The sequence below is a fragment of the Caballeronia sp. A2-2 genome (genome assembly GCF_057612605.2).
The window spans coordinates 1,492,057-1,514,048 of sequence record NZ_CM173618.1; the positions used below are offsets into that span (position 1 = coordinate 1,492,057).

The following is a 21,992-nucleotide window of genomic DNA, read 5'->3' on the forward strand; positions in this document are numbered from 1 at the left end:
TTCACCACGGATATTTCAAAGAATGAAGAAGTTGCTCTCGTTTCTGAGCTCGCGCGGGTTCATGGCATTCGCGGTGCTGATTCTGCTCGCGCTCGGCGTCTGGTTCCTCGGGCCGTATATCGCTTTTGGCGGATTGAAGCCGCTGGAGAGCATCGCGCTGCGGGTGTCGATCATCGTGTTGCTGCTGTGCGGCGCGCTGCTGTGGATCAAGCGCTGGTCGATGGCCGTGATTTTCGGCGCGCTGCTGTGCCTGCTCATCTGGCATGCCGCGCCGCTGTTGAGTCTCGGCGAGTCGAAGCCGTTCGTGCCGGTCGATGCGCGCATGATCGCGATTGCGGTAGTCATCGCGCTCTTCGTGATGTGGGCGCTCTACCGGGTCTGGCAACGCATGCGCCGCGATCCGCAGTTTCTGCGCAAGACGCTCGCCGTCGAAAGCGACAAGCCTGGTGAATCGCCGGCGGCGGCGCGACTGCGGGAGATCGAAGCCCGCATGAGCGGCGCGCTCGACCGCCTCAAGTCGATGCGCACGGGCGCGCGGGGCGTGGCGCGGTTGTTTCAGGGGACGCGTCATCTTTATCAGTTGCCGTGGTTCATTGCGTTGGGCTCGGCGCAATCGGGCAAGACGCGCATGATTTCCAATGCGGGACTTGCGTGGCCTACGACAAGCGTGCCGCTGCGCGCAATCCGCTCATCGTCGGACGCGTTGGTCGAGTGGCGGCTGACCAACGAGGCTGTTTTCATCGATACGGCCGGACACTTCGTGCATCCCGGCGAGTCGGGCCATACACTGCCGCCACCGCAGACGCCCGCGCGTAGTGTCGACGATAGCCTCGCTCGCACGACAGAGAAGCGCACCGCTGAAGTCGATCAGGCAGGTTATCGCCGTCAGGCCGACACGGACGAATGGTTCGGCTTCCTGCGCCTGCTGCGTCGACGCCGCCCGCGCACGCCGATCAATGGCGCCTTGCTGACCATCAAGCTCGATCTGCTCACGAATCCCGATGCGTCCGTGCGTGAGAAGGAAGCGCAGGCGTTGCGCACGCGTCTGACCGATCTGCGCACATCCCTCGGCATTCGCTTCCCCGTGTATCTGATTGTCACGCAGATGGACCGGCTGCCGGGGTTCGTCGATTACTTCAACTCGCTCACTGAAGAAAGCCGCGCGCAAATCTGGGGCTTTACGTTGCCGTTGGACGAGGCATCGTTCGAGGCGCACTGTGCGAGCGAACTCGCAGCACTGGGCGAACGGTTGAGCGCAAGTGTCAATACGCAACTCGAGGACGAATACGACATGAAGCGCCGCCGTCAACTGACGACGCTTCCCGAAGCGTTTGCAGCGATCATCGCGCCGCTGTCGGACTTGCTTTCGCACTTGTTCATCGATTCGCTTTACGACAACACGCAGCATCAGACGATGCTGCGCGGCGTGTATTTCACGAGCGCCATGCAGGGCGGCACGACGGTGGCCGCAGAGCCGCTCACGATCATGCAGCGTCTGGCAGCCGCATTCGGCGCATCAACAGCAAGCTGGAGCAACAAGACGACGAGCGATAGCGCGCATGGCTTCTTCCTGCGCGATCTCTTCACCAAGGTGATTCTTCCCGAAGCGTATCTGGTGCGGCCGAATCTGCGCTGGGAATATCGTTCACGCGTGCTTCGGCTTCTCGGGCACGCCGTCGCGCTCGTGCTTTTCGTGTGGCTGGCGCTCGCTCTGCGCGTGAGTTTCGGCAACAACAGCGATTATCTACAGGTCGTCAGGCGCAAGGCGCAGGCGCTTTCTGGTCAGGTCGCACAGCTTTATCGCGAACCCAAGTCCGAGCGCATTCCCGATACATTGAATGAAGCGCGCTATCTGCCGACATGGACCGGCCTCGATCTGGCCGATCCCGATGCGCGCTTTCGCTACGGTTTGTATGCTGCGCCCGGCGTCGTCGATGTGAGCGAACAGGTCTATCGCTCGCTGGAAGATAACCTCTTTCTGCCGCAGCTTGTGCGCAGAATGGAAGCCGTGATCGCGCAGGCCATCGCCGAGAAGAATGCGCAGACGGCCTATACGGCTCTGCGCGTCTATCTGATGATGTACGACCGCACGAATTTCCACGCGGAGGAGGTCAAGGCGTGGGTGTTCGATGACTGGTCACGCACAGACAGCGCGGCAATCTTCGGCGGTCGCGCGTCGATGCTGGGTCACGTGGAGCGACTTTTCAATGGCGAGCGTGTCGTGCAATCGCCGCTCATTCGCAACGATGCGCTGATCGAACGCGCGCGCGCCTTCCTCGATACGAGCAACGGCGTGCAGCGTCTCTACGACCGCGCGAAAGCCGCGATGTTGCGCGATGCGCCAGATGACTTCACGCTCCTGCGCGTGGTCGGTCCACAGGCGGGCACCGTGCTCACGCGTGCAAGCGGCGCGCCGCTTTCGCGTGGCGTGCCGGGGCTTTTCACATTTGACGGCTATCGCAATCTGTTCGACAAGCGTCTCACCGAATTCGTGCAGGCCGCGCGTGAAGACGATGCATGGGTCATGGGTCGCGCCTATCTGTCGAGCTGGTCCGACGCGGCTCAAAAAAAAACACTTGAACTCGCGCGCAACGTAACAAACGCCGACGATTCGCTCACCGATGCGATCCGGCGACTCTATCTGACCGAATACGCGCAGAACTGGGATGATTTTCTCGCGGACATTCGCCCTGTCACCGGATCGAGCATCGCGTTCAATCTGCAGATTTTGCGTCAGTTCGCGGCACCCGATTCGCCGCTCGCCCGTCTCGCGCGTGCTGCCGCGCGCGAGACGACCCTCACGCAAAAGATCACCGACACAGACAGCACGCTCCTCGACAAGACGAGCAGCAAGCTCGATGAAAAAGCGAAGCTGCTTGGCGTCCGTGCTCAAGAGCGTGTCGAACGCGAATTGGTCGATAACCACTTCGCGCCGCTGCGCGAGATGGTCACTGGCAGCGCGCAGGCCGCATCCGATGCAGCATCGCCCGGCAAGCCTGCACTGGATAGCGTCATGATGCTGTTCAACGAAAGCTACACGGCGCTGACCATTGCGGACAATGCGCTCGTCAATAACGGGTTGCCGCCGCCAAGCGATGCATCGGCGAAACTGAAAATGGCGGCCGCAACCATGCCTGCGCCGTTTCGCGAAGTCTTGCTGGGACTGTCCACGCAAGGCTCGCGTGATGTGAATCAGGGCGTCGGTCAATTGCTCTCGCGTCAAACGCAGGCGGTCGTGGGTGATGCGTGCCGTCTCGCGGTCGAAGGCAATTATCCGTTCGCGCCGGACAGCAGCCGCGATATCAGCATCGAGGACTTCACGCGTGTGTTCGCCCAGGGCGGCGTGATCGACGATTTCTTCACGAAGAACCTTGCACCGTTCGTCGATACGTCCGCGCAGCCGTGGCGTTACAAAACCTTGCCCGGCTCGACGGAACCGGTGCATGGGCCGGAGCTTGAACCGTTCCAGCATGCGCAGGAAATTCGTCGCGTCTTCTTCGGCGATCAGGGTAAGCAGCTTGCGTGGAAGACCGAACTACGCGTGCCTGAAGTCGATCCGACGATCTTGGGTCTGCTTATCGACATCGACGGACAAAGTACGCTGTATCAGCACGGTCCGGTCACGCCTTTTAAGTTCGCATGGCCGGGACCGCGTGGTGGCGTGCATGTCGAGCTAACCGCGAGTCCGCGGATTCGCGCGGAGACATCGACCATCGCCGCCGATGGTCCTTGGGCGCTCATACGGCTATTGCGTCGCGGACAGATTCAACAAACGGCCACGCTCGGTCGCACGCGCGTGGTGTTCGATTTCGACGGGCGCAAGGCGGCGATCGATATCGCAAGCGCAGGCAGCGTGGCGAATCCGCTGACCAGCGATGTGCTCACGAGTTTCCGTTGCCCGAGTTCGCTGCCGGTGTTCAACCTTGCGGATAGTGGGCCACCGCCGGGGTTGCCTGCGGCAAAGACGACCATCGGCGATCCTCGATGAAATCCGAACGACCCCTGCAAGCGACACAAGCCCGCGCCCTGCCGGGACACGAATAAGCGCGAAAATGAACAACGACAAGTCTGACCGCAAGCCGTGGTGGCACGACCTTATCCAAAAACAGGACTTTCCACAGAAAGCCTCGCGTTTCCGCGAAACGCTGGACCGCGATGGAGATGAAAAACTTGAACGGACCATGCGCGAGCAAGGCCGATTGGCACCTGGCAACTATCCGTATTTCCGTGAGCCAGACGTCTACCTCGTGCACATCGAAACGGCTCCAGATGGAAGTTGCATTCTGGCGACCGAATCTACGCCTCAAGGCGAAGGAATCATCGGCTTCCTCTCACCCGTGGACGCGATGATGGAGGGCATTCTTCGCGCGAAGCCGGGGTTGCGCTATAAGGTTGAGCAAGCGAGCAAACTGCCGATCCACTATTTTCGGGCAATGAACAACAATCTCACCTTGTTCCTGCATCTGTCGTGGTTTGCTCAGGACCGACGTGTCATTCTGCGGCGCAACGGCATTCCGTGCCGGCTGTGGCGCGCTGTAGAGAAGGCTGCCCCCGCCGAGATGCCCGCGCGTTTCGAAGTCGACGCGCTTTCGCTCGACGAAGCGGCCTACCTGTATGAGCGGGCGGGATTGTTTGCTTGGGAAGACCACTTACACTATCGGGCGCGAAAGGCCGCCGCGGTTCATGCGTTGCGCAAAGCCCGTCCTATGACACAGCGGCCGGACACGACTCGCGAAAATGTGGATCTCGCGCTGTTCGACCCTGAAGCGCGCGAGTGGCATTTCATGCCCTTGGATTGAGTTCGTCGCAATCGATACCCGGTGCTCGCCATTCTTACTTCACGCCCGCCAGCCTCCGCTTAACCACCAACGCCAACGGCACCGTAAAGCAAAAATGCGACATGAACCCGCCAATAACAACCTGCGGATCAAAGTAATTCGGATGGTTCGTCGAAGCGATCATGATCGCAACATGCATGACGATCCAAGCGAAGATCGCATAGAACAAGGCGACAAAAGTCGCCTCATAACCGCGCCGCCGGAAGCTCGGCCAGATCATCGCAAAGAGAATGCCCCAGCCGATGGCGAACACGAAGTGAATGCCCGTGCCAATGACATACGCCCAGATGCCGATGGCCTCCTGAAACGCCTTGCCGAACACGAGACCCGTCGCATTGCGCGGAATGCCCGCAAGCGGCATGAGATGTTGCGCGCCGACCCAGATCAGCGCCTCATAAATCCAGATGATGACCGCGCCCGTCACGCCGCCCGCCACACCTGCGCGCAAGGTCTGACTGGTTAGCGTGCTGCCTGCATAACTGACGCTGCTCGTTTGCGGATTGCTACCCATGTTCGAATCTCCAATAAGCGATAAAGGTTGCCGCTCACCCTATGCGCGCGTTCGCGTTTAACAAAGCATGGGTTAACCAGAAGCAAAACCGCTGCTGCCAGCGTGTAAGCGCGCGTCGCTTCGTTTAACGATAAACAAATTCGATACCCCAACAATCGTTTTGCATACCAAAGCGGTCGTGCGTTTATAGACGCCTTGCGAAACGTTTGCCCCGCTATCTAATTCGTTTATCGCGTGCGCAGAAGGTCGATGCAACGCTCACGCGTTCATCTGCATGGCGCGCATCGCATCGACGCTTCTTTTAATGTCATTCGCACATGGGTTAACACCCACTGCCGCCGTCAGCATCGCTCGACCATTCTCGCGTCCAGTACAGCAGGCCAATCGACGATGACAATTCCGGAGGCGAAGATGACGGCAGTCCCAACAGCAGTTCGTTTGAAGCACGCGTGGCGCTATCCCATAAGGTTCATGACGCTGATCGGCGCATGGCTCATGTTGATGTTCATGAACCCGGCCTCGGCGGCTACGTCATCGGGGCTCGCCGATCTCGCGTCCGTCATGCCGGCGATGACCTGCGCGCAAGTCGCAAGCCTCGATCTCACCGGCGTCACCGATGGCACGGTCACCATCACGTCCGTGACCGCGTTGCCCGCAGGCACGGTCATTGGCAACACCGCGCTGCCCTCCGCCGTGTGCGATGTGAAAGGCAGCATCGGGCCGGGTGCATCGCTGTTCGAATTGCGCTTACCGACGCAAGGCTGGACGCAGCGCTATCTGCAAACCGGCTGCGGCGGCTTGTGCGGCAATCTCTCGATCAACGCACCGATGGCCAACACCTGCGCGCCGGTGACGAACGGGCAGATTGCCATCGCCGCGACGGACATGGGACACGAAGGCGGCAACGATGGCTCGTGGGCGCTGGACCCGAAAGCCAAGATCGATTTCGCTTATCGCGCCGAACACGCGACCGCGCAAGTCGCGAAGGCCATCATCAACAAGTTCTATGCGCGCGCGCCGAAGTATTCCTACTTCGACGGCTGTTCGGACGGCGGACGTGAAGCGCTGATGGAAGCGCAACGTTATCCCGACGACTTCGACGGCATCGTGGCGGGCGCACCGGCCAACGATCTGATCGTGCAGAACACGTATCACCATGGCTGGGCGGCGGCCGCGAACATCGATCCGAAAACGGGCAAGTACATCCTCACCGCCGACAAGCTGCCGTTGATCCACGCGGCCGTGCTCAAAGCATGCGATGCAATCGACGGCGTGACGGACGGCATCGTCGATGATCCGATGTCCTGCCACTTCGATCCCGCCACGCTCGTCTGCGCGCAAGGCCAGCCGGACGCGACGTGTCTCACGGCAGCGCAAGCAGCCGTCGTTCGCAAGATTCACGACGGCGCGACCGATCAATACGGCCGTCATCTGGAGCAGCCGATCTCGCGCGAATGGGGTTCGGAACTGCAATGGACGCTGTTCGTGCCGACGACCGATGCAGGTCCGAGTGGCAGCATCAACTTCATCTTGCCGTTTCTTGCATACCTCGACTACTTCAACACGTCGAACCCCGGCGCCACGCTCGGCGATCTCAAGTTCACCGTCGATGCCTTCCTCAAAACGGTTCAGACTTCTAACTATCTCGCGGCCACCGACCCGGACCTTTCGAAGTTCCACGCGCACGGCGGCAAGCTGATTCTGTGGCACGGTCTGGAAGATCAGCACATCTCGCCGCAATCGACCTTGCAGTATTACCGCAAGATGAAGGAATACATGGGCGATGAACGCGTCGAGAAGTTCGCGCGTTTCTATCTGTTCCCCGGCGTCGCGCATTGCGGCGGCGGCGACGGTCCGAACGTGTTCGATGTGCTCACGCCTGCCATGGCATGGGTCGAATCGGATATGAAGCCGGGCAAGATCATCGCTTCAATCGTGGATGGCACGGGACAGACCACGCGCACGCGCCCGGTGTTTCCGTATCCGCTGGTCGCGCATTACACGGGCACCGGCAGCACAGACGACGCGGCGAACTTCGTTCCCGTGCCACGCGCGAAATCGCACGTCGAGACGCATTGGGTCGGCGAATGGCTGTACTCGCCGGGCTATGAAGCGACATGCAGCGCGCAAGGTTCGACGCTCGATTGCAACGGCGGCAACCACTGGCGCGCAGCCCGCGTGAGCCGCGATGACGACGACTGGAATTCGGCCCGTTGGGATTGGGACGGCAAGCGTTAAATCACCTTTCGACGTCGTGAAATCGCCGTGACGATCAGCAATCCGCCGATCATCACGGCGAGCGACATCAGCGTGGTCATGGTGCCGAGTGCGTAGATAACCGGCGTGGTGACCGAAGTCGTCAGCCCTTGCAGTTCCAGCGGCAAGGTGTTTTGTTCGCCGATGGCCTGCGACGTGCGCGCGATTTCATCCCATGAAAGCGTGAAGCCGAACATGCCGACGCCGATCACCGATGGCCCGATGATCGGCAACACGACGTTTTTAAAGCTCTGCCATGGCGACGCGCCGAGATCGCGCGCAGCTTCTTCGTAGGCCGGATTGAAGCGGTTGAAGACGGCAAACATGACAAGCAATCCGAAGGGAAGTGTCCATGTGAGATGCGCACCAAGCGCCGAAGTGTAAAGGCCCATCGATGTGGTCCAAGCATCGGCAAAAGACTGAAAGCCCCACGCATTCGCCAGATACTTGATGGCGTTATCGAGCAAACGGAACGTGAGTCCAATGCCCAGCGACACGATGATCGACGGCATGATGAGACTCGCCACCGACACGTAGAACACCGCCGTATCGCCGCGAAAACGCCTTCTGAACGCGAGTCCCGCGCAGAGCGAAAACAACACGGTGAGCACCGTGACCGCGAGCGCGAGTTTCACGGAACGGCCGAACGAAGCCCAGATATCGACATCGCCGACGCCCTGGCGCAAGGCTTCGAACCAATGCAGCGAGACACCGCGCATCGGGAACGTGAGACCGCCTTCCGGACCCTGAAACGACAGAATAAAGATTGTGATGACCGGCCCATACAGAAACAGCACGAACAAGCCGAACACCAGCGCAAGCCAATAAAAACTGGCCGATCGATGCTCGCGATGCCGGACATTCGCCATCTCACAGTTCCTTTCTGATATCGACCACGCGCGTGAGCGCCCACACGATCATCAGCACGACCGCCAGCAAAATGATGGCATTGGCCGCCGCCGCCGGAAATTGCAGATAGCCGGTCTGCACCTGAATGATCTTGCCCACCGATGCAATCTGCTGCCCGCCCATCACGCCCACGGTCAGAAAATCGCCCATCACGATGGTGACCACGAAGATCGATCCGATAACGATGCCGGTTTTAGACAGCGGCAACACGACATCGCGAATGGTCTGCCAGCCGCTTGCGCCGCCATCGCGCGCGGCTTCGAGCAGCGAGCGGTCAATGCGCATCATCGCGTTGAAGATCGGCACGATCATGAAGAACGTGTACAGATGCACGAACGCCAACACCACGGAGAAGTTCGAATACAGCAGCCATTCCAGCGGCTGATCGATGAGATGCGCGGACATCATCGCCTGATTGACGAGACCGTTGCGGCCCAGAAGCGGTATCCACGAGATCATGCGGATGACGTTCGAGGTCCAGAACGGAATGGTGCAGACGAGGAACAGGATCGTCTGCATGGCCGTGGTACGGATATGGAACGCGAGAAAATACGCAATCGTGAAGCCGAGCACGAGCGTGACGGCCCACACGATCACGCAAAACTTGAGCGTGGACCAATACGTCTTGAAGGTCACGCATACGTCGGTGAGCGAACTGCATCCGTCGAAGATCGCCGCGTAGTTCTTGAGCGTGAACGCCGGGATGATCTGATATTCGTTGAAGTCCCAGAAGCTCACGATCAACGTGATAATGAGCGGCACGATGAAGAACAACACGAAGGTCAACGTGAGCGGCGTGGCCTGAAGCCATGCGCTTACGCGCCGGTGCCGCACCGGTTTCGCGCTCGCTTTGTCCTGAAGATATTCGACGGAAGCCATCGTCAGTTCATCCTCATGCGGCGATGAACTCGTTCCACTTCTGCACCATGTAAATGTTCTCGTCCATCACCGCATTCCAGCAAGCGATCGCGCTCATGCGCTGCGTGTACGAACCGCCATCGCGCACGCTGCCGGCTTTTTCGAGCAACTGGCCGTCGGGTGCGTGGATGTCTTTCGCGGCGGGCTTGCCTTCCATCCAGTAGTCCCATTCATAGGCTTCCATGTGCGTCTTGGCCGTTTCCGTGACGCCCGGATAGTAGCCCTGACGCATGAGATACGCGCCCGCCCAGCCATCCTGAAACCAGTTGACGAACTCATACGCCGCATCGAGCTTCTTGCCCTGCAAGGAACGCGGAAAGCCGAAGCCCGACGCCCACGAGCGATAGCCTTCCTTCAACGGCTGGAACGTGCAGGCAATGCCCATCGTGCGGACCTTGGTGACGGCGGGCGACCACATCGACTGGATCACGACTTCGCCCGATGCCATGAGGTTCACGCTCTCGTTGAAGTCGCGCCAGAAGGCACGGAACTGCCCCGCGCGCTTCGCCTCGATCAGCACCTTGATGGTCTGATCGATCTCGGCCTTCGTCATGTTGCCCTTGTCGCCGTACTTGACCTGACCCATTGCTTCGATCGCCATGGCTGCATCCATGATGCCGATAGCCGGAATGTTCAGGAGCGCGGCCTTGCCCTTGAATTGCGGATTGAGCAGATCGGCCCATGTCGAAACCGGACGCTTGATGAGGTCGGGACGAATGCCGAGCGTATCCGCGTTATAAGTCGTGGGGATGAGCGTCATCCATTCGGTGGGCGTCGCGGAAAATTCGGTCGTGCGCGCGCCGGTCAGGAACATGACTTTCTTGGGCGCGGTGCCCTGATCGCCGATCTTCTTGCCGTTCACTTCGCCCTTGGTCAGCACCGGCGTGATCTTGTCGGCGAGCTTGATGCGCTTCGCATCCATGCCCGCGAGCGTGCCGGCCGGAATCAGCTTCTTGAGCGAAAAATATTCGGTATCCACAATATCGAACGAATTCGGCTGCGTGATGATCCGCTTGGTCACATCGTCCGTCGTCACGGGAATATATTGAATCTCGATGCCCGTGTCTTCCTTGAACTTCTTCGCGATGTCCGAGCTTTGATTCACCGCGGTGCCGAGATAGCGCAGCGTGATCTTTTCCTGCGCGTGCACATACGGAAACCCGGCGATGCCCGCCGCCGCAACCGCGCCTTTAATAAAGGTACGACGCCCTTCCTTAATATCGCTCATGTGTTCTCTCCTCGATTGAAGTTGTTCTGAAACGCCGTCAGGCCGCGAGCGGATGCGCGTTGCGTTCGTCCCACCAGACGGTCACGCGTGCGTCCGGTGCGAGGCGTTGTGCGTCGTAATCGGCATCGCCGATCATGGAGACGAGTTCGGGCGAACCGTCGAGCGGCGCGAGCGTCATGCGTACATGCGTGCCCTGATACTCGGCCTCGCGCACCGTGCACGCCACACCGCCGATGCGCATCAAACCGCCCTCGCCCGCGCTGGTTCCAGGCGCGCTGCCCTGCGGCGCGATACGCAAATGGTCCGCGCGCACCGTGAACAAGCGTCCCTCGTTGCCAAGCACGTTATGACCGCCGAGAAAGCGCGCGACGAACTCCGTGCGCGGACGATTGAATACATCGAACGGCGCGCCGCTCTGTTCGATATGTCCGTGACTCATCACGACGACGAGGTCGGCCAACGCCATCGCTTCTTCCTGCGAATGCGTGACATGCACGAACGTGATGCCCAGTTCCTTCTGCCAGCGCTTGAGTTCGGCACGCATCTGCACGCGCAGGAACGGATCGAGCGCGGAAAGCGGTTCGTCGAGCAAGAGACAGCGCGGTTCGTTGAGCAAGGCACGCGCGAGCGCCACGCGTTGCTGTTGACCACCCGATAACTGCGCGGGCTTGCGGTTCGCATAAGCGGACATGGCGACGAGTTCAAGCAGTTCGCCAGCCCGCTTCCTGCGTGCATCCTTCGCGATGCCGCGCATCTTCAGGCTAAAGGCCACGTTATCGAGCGCGGAGAGATGCGGAAAGAGCGCATAGCTCTGAAAGACCATGGCCGTGCCGCGCGCGGCGGGTTGCTCGCGCGTGACGTTGCGCCCGGCGATCAGCACATCGCCTTCGGAGACCCATTCGTGTCCCGCGATCATACGCAAGGTCGATGTCTTGCCGCATCCCGATGGCCCGAGCAGGCAGCAATACGCGCCGCCGGGAATGCGCAGGTCGATGGAGTCGACCGCGAGCGAATCGCCGTATCGCTTCGTGACGTGCACGAGTTCGATATCGGCGGGGCTGGCGTGAACCACAGTTGAAGCCGGCTGAACCATGAAGGCGTGTCCTGTCGCAAGGGATGAGCGTTGAAGACAGCCGCAAGCCATTGCAAGATGGATGCCATTTGCGTGGACCTGGTTCGCATTCGGGCGTATGAGATAGCGGAACGCCACCCCGCTTGTGTCGACGAATCGGCGCGCAACTTGCATACGATCGGCCGGCCCCATCGTCGACACTTTCGAACGGATGACGTGTGCGATCGCGGTGCGGATTGCGTCCGCATTGGGGCATGTAAAACCCAAACCGGTTCATCGACACCCGAACATGAACGATCTGTCTTTCGATGCTTTGACCACGCACGGGCGCTTCGACTATCGCGCCATTCATGAAGGCGAGTCTTATCGATGGCCCAACGGCGCACGGCTCGCGGTGTACCTTGGCTTTAATCTGGAGCACTTCGCATTCGGTGAAGGACTCGGCGCGGCGCTCGGGCCGCTGTCGCCGCAACCGGACGTGCTCAACTATAGTTGGCGCGAGTATGGCAATCGCGTGGGCGCGTGGCGTTGCATCGAATTGTTCGATTCGTTGGACATGCCGGCGGGCACGCTCATCAATACATCGCTTTACGATCATTGTCCCGAACTGATCGAAGCATGCTCCGCGCGTGGCGACGAACTCATCGCGCACGGTCACACAAACGCGCAACGTCAAAGCGATCTCGATGAAACCGGCGAGCGTGCGTTGCTCGCGCATTGCCGTGCGCGCATGCAGGAAGCCTCGGGCATCGCGCCAACGGGATGGCTTTCTCCGTGGATCTCCGAGTCGCAGAGCACGCCGGATTTGCTCGCGGAAACCGGCTATCGCTACACGCTCAACTGGTGTCACGACGACCGCCCGGTGCGCATGCACACGCGCGCGGGCGATCTCTGGTCCATTCCCTATCCGCAGGAACTCAACGATCTGCCGATGATCATGGCGCGTCAGATGGACATGCGCGCGTTCGCGGACATGATCGTCGATCAGTTCGATGAGATGCTCGAACAGGCAGAGCGTGGCGAGCATGCGCAGCCGCTCGTGATGGGCATCGCGCTGCATCCGTATATCGTCGGGCAGCCGTATCGGCTGCGGCACTTGCGGCGGGCGCTTGCACACATCGCGGCGGCGCGCGGCGATATCTGGCTCACGACGCCCGGCGCCATTGCGCGTCATGCGCACGAGACGCTCGCCGCATGAACACGCCACGCGCGAAGGACCACGAAAGCGCGGACGCACGCATCTATCAAACCATTTTCGATGGCGTGCTGAACCGGCGGCTCACGCCCGGCACCAAGCTGCCGGAACCGGAACTGTGCGCGCTGTTCGGCGTGGGCCGCGCGGTGGTGCGGCGTGCACTGGAAAAGCTCGCGTACGATGGCATCGTGGTGTTGAGGCCGAACAAGGGCGCGGTGATCGCGCAGCCCACGCGCGAAGAAACGCACGAGATTTTCGAGGCGCGTCGCGCGGTGGAACGCGCGCTCGTGGAACTGGCCGCCGCGCGCGCCAGCGATGCCGATATCGAAGCCCTGCGCGAACAACTCGCGCATGAGCACGAGGCCATGCATCGCTTCGATCAGCCATCGTGGGCGCGGTTGGCGAGCGGGTTTCATCTGCGGATCGCGGCGCTCGGGCGGAATGCGACGCTCGCGCACTATCTCAACGAACTCATTTCGCGCTGCTCGCTGATCGTCGGCATGTATGAACCGGCGGGCAACGCGCCGTGCGAGCACGACGAACACACGGCCATTCTCGATTGCCTTCAGGCCCGCGATGCAGCGGGCGCGGTCGCGCACATGATGGCGCATCTGCGCGGGCTGGAAGCGCGCATCGAGACATCGGGCATGCCGGGCGAACGCGGACTCGCGCATCTGCTCGGCATGACGCCCGCTCAACGAACCGAGGTGGAGTGAGATGCAGATCGACTTCGAAACGATCACCGAATATCAGCGCTACAAACTGATGGCGAGCCTGATCGTGCCACGCCCCATCGCGCTGGTCACGACCCTTTCCGCCGATGGCACCGTGAACGCCGCGCCCTTTTCCATGTTCAACATGCTCGGCGAGGAACCGCCGATCGTGATGATCAGCATCAACCGGCTCGCGGACGGCACGCTGAAAGACACCGCCGTGAACGTGCCGCGCGAGAAGGAATTCGTCGTGCATCTCGCCGATGAAGCCATCGCGCAGAAGATGCATCGCTGTGGCGAACGTTTTGCCGCCGATGTCAGCGAACTCGACGAAGTGGGCTTCACGTCGCTGGCTTCGTCGAAGGTGAAGCCGCCGCGCATCGCGGAAGCGCCGGTGGCGTTCGAATGCGCGCTGTGGGAAACGCTGGAGACGGCGAGCCGGCATATCTTCATCGGCAAGGTCTTGATGCTGCACGCGCGCGATGAACTGATCGACCTCGATACGTGGCGCGTGCGCTTGCAGAATTACTTTCCGGTTGGACGCTTCGGCGCGAGCGATTACGTGACGACGCGTGACCGGTTCGTGCTTTAGTGGCGCTTTAGTTGCGTGGTAAGTTCGACAGAATCTGTTCGAGTTGCGCCAGATCCACCGGCTTCACCAGATGATGATCGAAGCCCGCCGCACGCGTGCGCGCGCGATCTTCCGGCTGCCCCCAACCTGTGACGGCGACGAGCATCATCTCGCGGTGCGCACCTTTCGCGCGCACGGTCTGCGCCAATTCATAACCGTTGATTTCGGGCATGCCGATGTCGAACAGCGCTGCATCGGGATGGAGCGTGTCGAGTTCGCGGAGCGCATCCGCGCCGTGATAGAACACGGTGACGTGGCAGCCCAGAAGATCGAGCAGCGTGGCGAGACTGTCGGCGGCGTCGCGGTTGTCATCGACGATCAGGAGCTTCAATCCTTCGAGCGATGAAGGCGCGCTTGCGGGCGATGGCGCTTCATGCGTGGCATCCGCATCGACGAGCGGCAGCGTCACGGTGAAGCAACTGCCCGCGCCCACGCCCGCGCTCGTCAGCGTGATCTCGCCGCCATGCAGTTCCAGCAGATGCCGCGCGAGCGCGAGACCCACGCCGAGACCGTCGCCGCGCGCGGAGGTGGCATCGAGCCGGCCAAACAGCGTGAACAGCCGCGCCTGATCTTCCGGCGCGATGCCCATGCCGTTGTCCTGCACACGCACCACGACACGCTGCCCTTCCCGCACCATCGAAATATCGATAATGCCCGCCGTAGGCGTGTACTTGGCCGCGTTGTTCACGAGGTTCGAGAAAACCTGCGCGAGACGCACATCGTCGCCATCGACCCATAAGCGTTCGGTCGGAAAATGCACCTGCAACGTATGGTCGCCCTTCTCCACCGCGGGCAAGCTCAGATCGAGCGCGGCCTTGAGCGTATCCGCCAACTCGATACGCTTCCTGCGCAACTGAAGCGTGCCGCTGCTGATGCGCGCGACATCCATGAGATCGTCGACGAGCCGCACCAAGTGATCCACCTGACGGTCGAGCATGCCGATCACGCGGTCGGCGCGCGGCGTTTCCTCGTTGAGCCGCAAGATATGCAGGCCGCTGCGAATGGGCGCGAGCGGATTGCGCAACTCGTGCGCAAGCATGGCGAGAAACTGATCCTTCATGCGGTCCGCATCGACGAGCCGCGCCTGCGCTTCCTTGCGCTCGGTCACGTCGCTCGCGGTGCCGAACCATTCCTGAATGTGCCCGTGTTCGTCGAGCATGGGCACCGCGCGCGAGAGCGTCCAGCCGATCGAGCCATCCGCGCGAATCACGCGATGCTCCAGTTCGAACATGGAACGCGTGCGAATGGCATCGTCAATGGCTTGCCGCACCATGCCGAGATCGTCCGGGCAGATGTAATGCTCCATCCACGATGCGCTGGGCGTCGGCGTATCGACCACGAAGCCGTGCCCGTTGAGTTCGAGCATGCGGCTCCAGTCCGGACTCATGCGATAGATGACGTTGGAGTTCGCCTGCGTGAGCGCGCGCAGACGCGCCTCGCTATGTTGCAGGCGTTGTTGCCCGCGCACCTTTTCCGTCGATTCCCACACGGTGCACATGAGGCCGTGGACCTTGCCGCTCGCATCCCGAACCGGCGTGTAGGAAAAGGTGAACCACGTTTGTTCGTCGCTGCCGTTGCGATTGATGAGCAGCGGCAAGTCTTCCTGAAAGACCGCGCGCCCTTGCAGCGTGGTGGCGACGAGTTTCGATACGTCGTTCCAGATTTCCGACCAGACCTCCGACAGCGGACGCCCGAGCGCGGCAGGATGTTTGCCGCCGAGCATCTCGCTGTACGGCTGGTTGTAGAGCATGCAGAGCGCCGGGCCCCACGCGGCCCACATCGGCACTTTCGAATCCAGCATGAGCGTGACAACAGTGCGCAAGGCATCGGGCCATGCGCTCGGCGGCCCGAGTTCGCTCGTGCTCCAGTCATGGCGGGCGAGCAGCGTCGCCATGTCGAGATGCCTGCTGTGTTCCGCTTGCGAAACGTCGCTGCTCATGGCGATCGAAGATATGAAACGGGCCGCACGATGCGGCCCGGAGATGGATTAACGGGTACGCCTCAGTATATGACGACGGACACGTTCGCGCGTTCGCGTGCCTAACCCTCGATCTTGCTCATCACCGCCGTGGCCGGATCGTACCGATAGCCCTTCTGCGCCAACTGTTGAGTCATCTTGTCGCCGATCAGCCGTTGCTGCGCCTCGCGGAACACGAGTTCGTGATCGGGCTTCAGCCGTTCCAGTTCCGATGACAAGCGCCGCAACAGCGCGACTTCGCCGGTGCTGCGGGCATCGATGAACACCATTTTTTCGTTGGCGATGTCCAGGCGCTGCTTGAGGTCCTTCGCATACGTGACCCACTGTTCGGCGTTGGTGCGCAGTTCGTCGTAGGACTTCGCGTGCGTCTTGGCCTGATTCGCGATCTGACGTTGCAGGCCGACGATCTCTTCCTCATTGGCGGCGCTGCGCGTTTGCGCCGCGACGAGTTGCGCGTGTTGCGCTTCCTTGTCGGCGGCGGCGCTGCGCTCGCGCTCGGCAAGCTGCTGTTCCAGTTGCGTGGCACGTTCGCGCGCGGTGTTGGCTTCGTCGCGTGCGGCGGCGGCGTCTTGTTTCAGTTGCGCCAGTTCGGCCTGTGCGGCGCTTTCGCCCTGCGTGCGCTCGGCGAGTTGTTGTTCGAGCTTGGCGGCATGCTCGCGCGCCGTGTCGGCTTCCTGCGTGAGACGCGCCAGTTCCGCCTGCGCGGATGTCTCGCCCTGCGTGCGCGCCGCAAGCTGTTGCTCCAGTTCGGCGATGCGCTCGCGCGAGCCCGACGCTTCCTGCGTCAGACGCGCGAGTTCGCCCTGCGTTTCGGTCGCGCCCTGCGCATGCGCGGAAAGTTGCTGCTCGAGCTGCGTCTTGTGCTCGTGCGCGGCGGATGCGTCCTGCACGAGGCGCGCGATCTCGGACTGCGAATCCACGTGGCGGCGTTCGTGCTCGGCCAACTGCTGTTCCAGATGCGCCGCGCGCTCGCGCGTGGCATCGGCTTCGTCGCGGGCGGCGGCGGCTTCGTGTTCGAGGCGCGTGACTTCGGCGTGGGCATCGGTTGCGCCCTGCTCGTGACCGGCCACAAGCTGTTCGAGTTCCGCGATACGTTCGCGCGCCGTCACGCTTTCCTGCGATAGATGCGCCGTTTCCGCCTGCGTCGCCTGCGCATGGCGTTCGGATTCGGCCAGTTGCAGTTCGAGTTGCGCGACGCGTTCGCGGGAGGCATCGGCGTCTTGCGCGAGACGCGCCGCTTCGGCCTGCGCCTCGGACGCGCCGCGTTCGCGCTCGGCCAGTTGTTGTTCCAGTTGCGTCAAACGTTCGCGCGTGGACGCGATTTCCTGCGAGAAGCGCGTGGCTTCGATCTGCGCTTCGGCTTCGCCACGTTCGCGCGCGGCAAGTTGCTCTTCCAGTTGACTGATGCGCTGGCGCGTGATGTCCGAATCGCCCTGCGCGGCGCTCAGCGCATGCCGGAGCGTCTCGGTTTCATTCTGCGCGGCGGATTTTTCGTGATCCAGCGTGTCGATGCGCGCGCGTGCCGAATCCAGTTCGCTGTTCACGCGCTGCAGGTCGTTGCGAATGGTCATGGCTTCGCTGACATGCGATGCCGTCGCGTCACGCTCGATATCCAGTTCGCCACGCAGACGTTCCAGTTCCGCCTGCGATGCGCCGAGCCGCTGCGCGCCTTCGTTCGTCTTGTCTTCGAGATCCTGCGTGAGCCGGCTGATATGCTCGCGCGCCTTGCGATGTTCTTCCACCACGCGCGCGGTGTCCTGATTCTTGCGCGCGAGTTCAGCGCCGAGCGCTTCGTGCGCGCGGCGTTGTTCGTCGAGCGAAGCAGTGGCCGCAAGCAGCTTTTCTTCCTGCAAGGACGCGTGCTGGACCATCTCGCCGACGAGTGCCTGATTGCGTTCCGCACGGGCGTTCGCCGCCGAAAGGTCGTCGCGCAGCCGCGCGGCCGCTTCCGACGAAGCGCTCAGTTCGCCCTGCAGATCGTTCAGTTGCCGTTGATACGCCGATGCCTGCGCCTCGGTGTGCTGAAACGCGCCGAGCGCCTCGTCGCGTTCGGCGCGCGCCGCGTCGATCCGCTGATTGGCGATGCTCACGTGCTCGCCGTGCAAGCGGCCAAACTCTTCGCGCGCCGCCGCCCACAACCGATGCGCGACGCCCAGCGCGGACTCGCTCAGTTCCGGCGGCAACGTTTCACTGACCGGCACGGCCGGCGCCTGCGGCAGCCGTGCGTCGCGCCAGCGTTGGAGTGCGGCGGCGATCTCGACCATCGAGCCGCCGCGCAACTCCTGCCAGACCGTCATGGGCGTTACTGCGCGGCCTTCGCCGCTCAGCCGCTCGGCGATGGAAACGATTTGGTCATCGGTTATGTAATCTGCGTCAGCGGCCATATGCGCCTCGATCATTCAATTCAGCCAGAAGAAAAATGAATCTTCGATTACCGTGCGGTTAAGCCGCGGTTCAATTTGCGTTCAGGCCGCAAATTGCATGCTCACAGGCAGCTTTTGAAACGTTACGGCTTTAGCCTGCGCGAAGAATCATTATCCAGAGCATTAAATTATATTCGGTGGACGATATAACGGGGCCCGCAAGTGCACACGAATCGCGGCATTCACACGATTTTCACATTCTGGCCGTGCCGCGTGCTGCTTGGCGAGCCGGGAAATGTCGATTAATCCGAAAACGTGAGCGCATCGAAACCAATCAGTCCGAGGCCAGCAATTCGGCGAAGCGCTGAATATCGACGTTGCCGCCGCTGATCAACACGCCCACGCGCTTGCCCGCAAACTGATCTTTCATCCGGCGCAGCGCGGCGAATCCGAGGCAACCCGTCGGCTCGACGACCATTTTCATGCGCGAGGCGAAAAAGCGCATGCAATCGACGAGTTCGGCGTCGCTGGCGGTCAGCACGTCCGTCACGTCGCGGCGGATCACTGGAAACGTGTACTGGCCGAGATGCTGCGTCTGCGCGCCATCCGCGATGGTTTTGGGCGTGTCGATATGCACGATATTGCCGCTGCGAAACGACTGCTGGCCATCGTTGCCCGCTTCCGGTTCGACGGCGTACAGCGCGCAATCCGGCGACAGCGCGCGGGCCGACAGCGCCGAGCCGGAAGTCAGACCGCCGCCGCCGAGCGGGACGAAGAAGGCATCGAGCGGACCGGTTTCATCGAACAGTTCTTTCGCGGCGGTGCCCTGACCGGCCATCACGTCGGGATGGTCGTACGGTGGAATCAATGTGAGGCCGTGCTTCGCGGCGAGATCGCGGCCGATCTGCTCGCGGTCTTCGGTGTAGCGGTCGTAGAGCACGACGTTGCCGCCGTAACCGCGCGTGGCCGCTACCTTGACGGCGGGTGCATCGTTCGGCATGACGATGGTGGCCGGCATGCCGAGCAGCTTCGCCGACAGCGCGACGGCCTGCGCATGATTGCCCGACGAAAACGCGACCACGCCACGGCGGCGCTGGTTGGCATCGAACTTGGAGAGCGCGTTGAACGCGCCGCGAAACTTGAACGCGCCCATGCGCTGGAAGTTCTCGCACTTGAAGAAGACGGTCGCGCCGAGCGCTTCGTCCACGGTGCGCGAAGTCAGCACCGGCGTGCGATGCGCAAAACCGTCGAGGCGGTGGGCGGCGGCGAGGACATCGTCGAAAGTAGGCAGGAGGAGTTCGGTCATGGCGATGGAATTTTTCTGGAGATCGGCGGCCCGACCGATTGTACAAGCCTCCATTCGTGGCGGCTTGGCCGAGCCGCGATAGAGTACAGGTTGACGCCCGCGCAAAGCGGCATCACAAACTCTTCCGTGCTCAAGCGATCCAATGACGAAAAACGCCCTGCCACGTAGTCGATCGCGCGCCACGCTGTGCGCGCTTGCGTCATCTCTTCTTCTTGCTTTCGGTTCGGCCCACGCGGCAACCAAGACCCTGGTCTTTTGCAGCGAAGGCAGCCCCGCCGGTTTCGATTCCGCGCAATACACCACCAGCACCGATTTCGATGCCGGCGCGCACGCCGTCTACGACACGCTCGTCGAATTCAAGCGGGGCACGCTCGACCTGACGCCGGGCCTCGCCGAAAAATGGGACGAGTCGCCGGACGCGAAGACCTTCACCTTCCATCTGCGACATGGCGTGAAGTTTCAGACCACGGCATTCTTCAAGCCGACGCGCGACTTCAACGCCGACGACGTGGTGTTCACGTTCAGGCGCATGATCGACCCGAATGAGCCGTTTCAGAAGGCGCATCCGGTGAGCTTTCCGTATCTGACCGATCTCGGCTACGACAAGAACATCGCGTCCGTCGACAAGCTCGACGACTACACGGTGCGCTTCACGCTCAAGACGCCCGACGTCGTCTTCGTGCGCAATATCGCGATGGAATTCGCTTCGATCCTGTCCGCCGAATATGCCACGCAACTGCTCAAGGAAGGCAAGCCGGAGGACATCAATCAGAAGCCGGTCGGCACGGGCGCGTTCGTGTTCCGCGATTATCAGAAAGACTCGACCATCCGTTTCGATGCGAACCCGACTTACTGGAACAAGAAGGATCTGCACATCGATAAGCTCGTTTTTGCGATCACGCCGGATGCCGCCGTGCGCGAGCAGAAGCTCGAAAGCGGCGAATGTCAGGTGACCTCGTTCGCGCGTCCCGCCGATATCGTCAGCGCGAAGAAGAACCCCAAGCTTACGGTGCTGTCGGGCGTGGGTTTCAACGTGGCGTATGTCGGCTACAACACCACGCACAAGCCGCTCGATAACGTGCTCGTGCGCCGCGCGCTCGACATGGCGATCGACAAGCCGGCGATCATCAAGGAAGTCTACGAAGGCGCGGCTACGGTGGCGTCCAATCCGATGCCGCCGTCGCAATGGTCCTATAACAAGGCGTTAAAGGATGCGCCGCACGATCCCGCGAAGGCGCGCGATCTGCTGAAACAGGCGGGCTTTCCCGATGGCTTTTCCATCACGCTCTGGGCCATGCCGGTGCAGCGCGGCTACAACCCGAATGCGCGTCTGATGGCGCAGTTGATTCAGTCGGACTGGGCGAAGATCGGCGTGAAGGCGAATATCGTCAGCTACGAATGGGCCGAGTACAACAAGCGCGCCAAGACCAATGGCGAGCACGACGCCATTCTCTACGGCTGGCTGGGCGATAACGGCGATCCGGACAACTGGCTCGGCACCACGCTAGGGTGCGATGCCGTTCACGGCAGCAACATGGCGAAGTGGTGCAACAAGCAGTTCGATGATTTGCTGGCGAAGGCGCGGCTTATTACCGATCAGAATGCGCGCACCAAGCTTTATGAGGAAGCGCAGGTCGTGTTCAAGGATCAGGTGCCGTACACGCCGCTTGCGCATGCGAACGCGTTTCAGCCGATTTCGAAGCGTGTGCAAGGGTATTTGATTAGCCCGCTGGGGGGGCATCGGTTTGATGGGATTACGCTCGACTAGCGCCATATCCGATATTCGAGCCGTATCGGGAAATGCAAGCATCTACTCTCGATACGGCCCATCGAAGGAAATGGAACCAAGCATCGGCGATAAAAAGAGGCCATCCACCAGCCCTTCGCTCACGCCGACCAATACGACAACGGCCGTCGCGCTGGAAAAGAGCAGATTGGTGAAGAGCGCGGGATTGAAGAACCACGCCACCACCATCTTGTGCTGCAAACCCGTGAGAAACCACGTCGTACCGCCCGCGATGAGCACGCCTCCGCCGGCCTCCAGGCTAAGCGTCATGCCGGCGAAATCACCAGG

General features: G+C 61.4%; 16 protein-coding genes. 7 read left to right on the forward strand and 9 right to left on the reverse strand.

What is annotated here, in order from left to right; all coding sequences use genetic code 11:
• Positions 1 to 22: 22 nt before the first annotated feature.
• Entirely contained in the window at positions 23 to 3,988 is a 3,966-nt protein-coding gene (gene tssM / locus ACZCWR_RS30505) for a type VI secretion system membrane subunit TssM (protein ID WP_487305394.1), read from the forward strand.
• A gap of 64 nt (positions 3,989 to 4,052) precedes the next feature.
• Entirely contained in the window at positions 4,053 to 4,799 is a 747-nt protein-coding gene (locus tag ACZCWR_RS30510; RefSeq protein WP_487305395.1) for a hypothetical protein, read from the forward strand.
• A gap of 34 nt (positions 4,800 to 4,833) precedes the next feature.
• On the opposite strand, the gene ACZCWR_RS30515 is transcribed toward ACZCWR_RS30510, so the two are convergent.
• Positions 4,834 to 5,349 (reverse strand): hypothetical protein, encoded by a 516-nt coding sequence (locus tag ACZCWR_RS30515; RefSeq protein WP_487305396.1) that lies wholly within the window; start codon positions 5,347 to 5,349, stop codon positions 4,834 to 4,836.
• 471 nt (positions 5,350 to 5,820) lie between these two features.
• On the opposite strand from ACZCWR_RS30515, the gene ACZCWR_RS30520 reads away from it, so the two are divergent.
• Positions 5,821 to 7,587 (forward strand): tannase/feruloyl esterase family alpha/beta hydrolase, encoded by a 1,767-nt coding sequence (locus ACZCWR_RS30520; RefSeq protein ID WP_487306193.1) that lies wholly within the window; start codon positions 5,821 to 5,823, stop codon positions 7,585 to 7,587.
• On the opposite strand, the gene ACZCWR_RS30525 is transcribed toward ACZCWR_RS30520, so the two are convergent.
• From ACZCWR_RS30525 to ACZCWR_RS30540, 4 genes are read right to left on the reverse strand one after another with little or no spacing between them, the layout of a single operon-like run.
• Positions 7,584 to 8,474, reverse strand: a complete 891-nt coding sequence (locus tag ACZCWR_RS30525; protein ID WP_487305397.1) for an ABC transporter permease — start codon at positions 8,472 to 8,474, stop codon at positions 7,584 to 7,586. The genes ACZCWR_RS30520 and ACZCWR_RS30525 overlap by 4 nt on opposite strands.
• 1 nt (position 8,475) lies before the next feature.
• On the reverse strand, positions 8,476 to 9,393 hold the full coding sequence (locus ACZCWR_RS30530) for an ABC transporter permease (protein WP_487305398.1): 918 nt from the start codon (positions 9,391 to 9,393) through the stop codon (positions 8,476 to 8,478).
• A gap of 13 nt (positions 9,394 to 9,406) precedes the next feature.
• The gene (locus tag ACZCWR_RS30535; protein WP_487305399.1) at positions 9,407 to 10,660 is read right to left on the reverse strand and encodes an ABC transporter substrate-binding protein; all 1,254 of its coding nucleotides are present in this window, start codon (positions 10,658 to 10,660) and stop codon (positions 9,407 to 9,409) included.
• Positions 10,661 to 10,697: 37 nt separating this feature from the next.
• Positions 10,698 to 11,753: an ABC transporter ATP-binding protein gene (locus ACZCWR_RS30540; protein WP_487305400.1), complete on the reverse strand. Its 1,056-nt coding sequence runs from the start codon at positions 11,751 to 11,753 to the stop codon at positions 10,698 to 10,700.
• A gap of 268 nt (positions 11,754 to 12,021) precedes the next feature.
• Between ACZCWR_RS30540 and ACZCWR_RS30545 the strand changes: the two genes are divergently transcribed.
• Genes ACZCWR_RS30545 through ACZCWR_RS30555 form a run of 3 tightly spaced genes read left to right on the forward strand, consistent with a single transcriptional unit; the run spans position 12,022 to position 14,232 of the window.
• Positions 12,022 to 12,930: a polysaccharide deacetylase family protein gene (locus tag ACZCWR_RS30545; RefSeq protein ID WP_487305401.1), complete on the forward strand. Its 909-nt coding sequence runs from the start codon at positions 12,022 to 12,024 to the stop codon at positions 12,928 to 12,930.
• Complete coding sequence (locus ACZCWR_RS30550) at positions 12,927 to 13,643, forward strand: GntR family transcriptional regulator (protein ID WP_487305402.1); 717 nt, start codon at positions 12,927 to 12,929, stop codon at positions 13,641 to 13,643. Before ACZCWR_RS30545 ends, ACZCWR_RS30550 begins: the two co-directional genes overlap by 4 nt.
• 1 nt (position 13,644) lies before the next feature.
• The gene (locus ACZCWR_RS30555) at positions 13,645 to 14,232 is read left to right on the forward strand and encodes a flavin reductase family protein (RefSeq protein WP_487305403.1); all 588 of its coding nucleotides are present in this window, start codon (positions 13,645 to 13,647) and stop codon (positions 14,230 to 14,232) included.
• 7 nt (positions 14,233 to 14,239) lie between these two features.
• Here the strand turns inward: ACZCWR_RS30555 and ACZCWR_RS30560 are convergent, their stop codons facing one another.
• The 3 genes from ACZCWR_RS30560 to ACZCWR_RS30570 all read right to left on the reverse strand — a co-directional run bounded on the left by ACZCWR_RS30560 (position 14,240) and on the right by ACZCWR_RS30570 (position 19,918).
• The gene (locus ACZCWR_RS30560) at positions 14,240 to 16,210 is read right to left on the reverse strand and encodes a hybrid sensor histidine kinase/response regulator (protein ID WP_487305404.1); all 1,971 of its coding nucleotides are present in this window, start codon (positions 16,208 to 16,210) and stop codon (positions 14,240 to 14,242) included.
• Between the two features lie 101 nt (positions 16,211 to 16,311).
• A complete protein-coding gene (locus ACZCWR_RS30565; protein WP_487305405.1) occupies positions 16,312 to 18,633 on the reverse strand; it encodes a DNA-binding protein in 2,322 nt (773 codons plus the stop codon).
• Positions 18,634 to 18,946: 313 nt separating this feature from the next.
• Positions 18,947 to 19,918: a threo-3-hydroxy-L-aspartate ammonia-lyase gene (locus ACZCWR_RS30570; protein ID WP_487305406.1), complete on the reverse strand. Its 972-nt coding sequence runs from the start codon at positions 19,916 to 19,918 to the stop codon at positions 18,947 to 18,949.
• A gap of 142 nt (positions 19,919 to 20,060) precedes the next feature.
• On the opposite strand from ACZCWR_RS30570, the gene ACZCWR_RS30575 reads away from it, so the two are divergent.
• Complete coding sequence (locus ACZCWR_RS30575; protein ID WP_487305407.1) at positions 20,061 to 21,686, forward strand: ABC transporter substrate-binding protein; 1,626 nt, start codon at positions 20,061 to 20,063, stop codon at positions 21,684 to 21,686.
• Between the two features lie 42 nt (positions 21,687 to 21,728).
• Here ACZCWR_RS30575 and ACZCWR_RS30580 read toward each other — a convergent pair whose 3' ends face one another.
• Positions 21,729 to 21,974, reverse strand: coding sequence for a hypothetical protein (locus ACZCWR_RS30580; RefSeq protein WP_487305408.1), 246 nt, complete (start codon positions 21,972 to 21,974; stop codon positions 21,729 to 21,731).
• Between the last annotated feature and the right edge of the window lie 18 nt (positions 21,975 to 21,992).

Coding starts and splice junctions, on each gene's coding strand:
- tssM (WP_487305394.1), top strand. CDS start 23: ATGAAGAAGTTGCTCTCGTTTCTGAGCTCGCGCGGGTTCATGGCATTC.
- ACZCWR_RS30510 (WP_487305395.1), top strand. CDS start 4,053: ATGAACAACGACAAGTCTGACCGCAAGCCGTGGTGGCACGACCTTATC.
- ACZCWR_RS30515 (WP_487305396.1), bottom strand. CDS start 5,349: ATGGGTAGCAATCCGCAAACGAGCAGCGTCAGTTATGCAGGCAGCACG.
- ACZCWR_RS30520 (WP_487306193.1), top strand. CDS start 5,821: ATGACGCTGATCGGCGCATGGCTCATGTTGATGTTCATGAACCCGGCC.
- ACZCWR_RS30525 (WP_487305397.1), bottom strand. CDS start 8,474: ATGGCGAATGTCCGGCATCGCGAGCATCGATCGGCCAGTTTTTATTGG.
- ACZCWR_RS30530 (WP_487305398.1), bottom strand. CDS start 9,393: ATGGCTTCCGTCGAATATCTTCAGGACAAAGCGAGCGCGAAACCGGTG.
- ACZCWR_RS30535 (WP_487305399.1), bottom strand. CDS start 10,660: ATGAGCGATATTAAGGAAGGGCGTCGTACCTTTATTAAAGGCGCGGTT.
- ACZCWR_RS30540 (WP_487305400.1), bottom strand. CDS start 11,753: ATGGTTCAGCCGGCTTCAACTGTGGTTCACGCCAGCCCCGCCGATATC.
- ACZCWR_RS30545 (WP_487305401.1), top strand. CDS start 12,022: ATGAACGATCTGTCTTTCGATGCTTTGACCACGCACGGGCGCTTCGAC.
- ACZCWR_RS30550 (WP_487305402.1), top strand. CDS start 12,927: ATGAACACGCCACGCGCGAAGGACCACGAAAGCGCGGACGCACGCATC.
- ACZCWR_RS30555 (WP_487305403.1), top strand. CDS start 13,645: ATGCAGATCGACTTCGAAACGATCACCGAATATCAGCGCTACAAACTG.
- ACZCWR_RS30560 (WP_487305404.1), bottom strand. CDS start 16,210: ATGAGCAGCGACGTTTCGCAAGCGGAACACAGCAGGCATCTCGACATG.
- ACZCWR_RS30565 (WP_487305405.1), bottom strand. CDS start 18,633: ATGGCCGCTGACGCAGATTACATAACCGATGACCAAATCGTTTCCATC.
- ACZCWR_RS30570 (WP_487305406.1), bottom strand. CDS start 19,918: ATGACCGAACTCCTCCTGCCTACTTTCGACGATGTCCTCGCCGCCGCC.
- ACZCWR_RS30575 (WP_487305407.1), top strand. CDS start 20,061: ATGACGAAAAACGCCCTGCCACGTAGTCGATCGCGCGCCACGCTGTGC.
- ACZCWR_RS30580 (WP_487305408.1), bottom strand. CDS start 21,974: ATGACGCTTAGCCTGGAGGCCGGCGGAGGCGTGCTCATCGCGGGCGGT.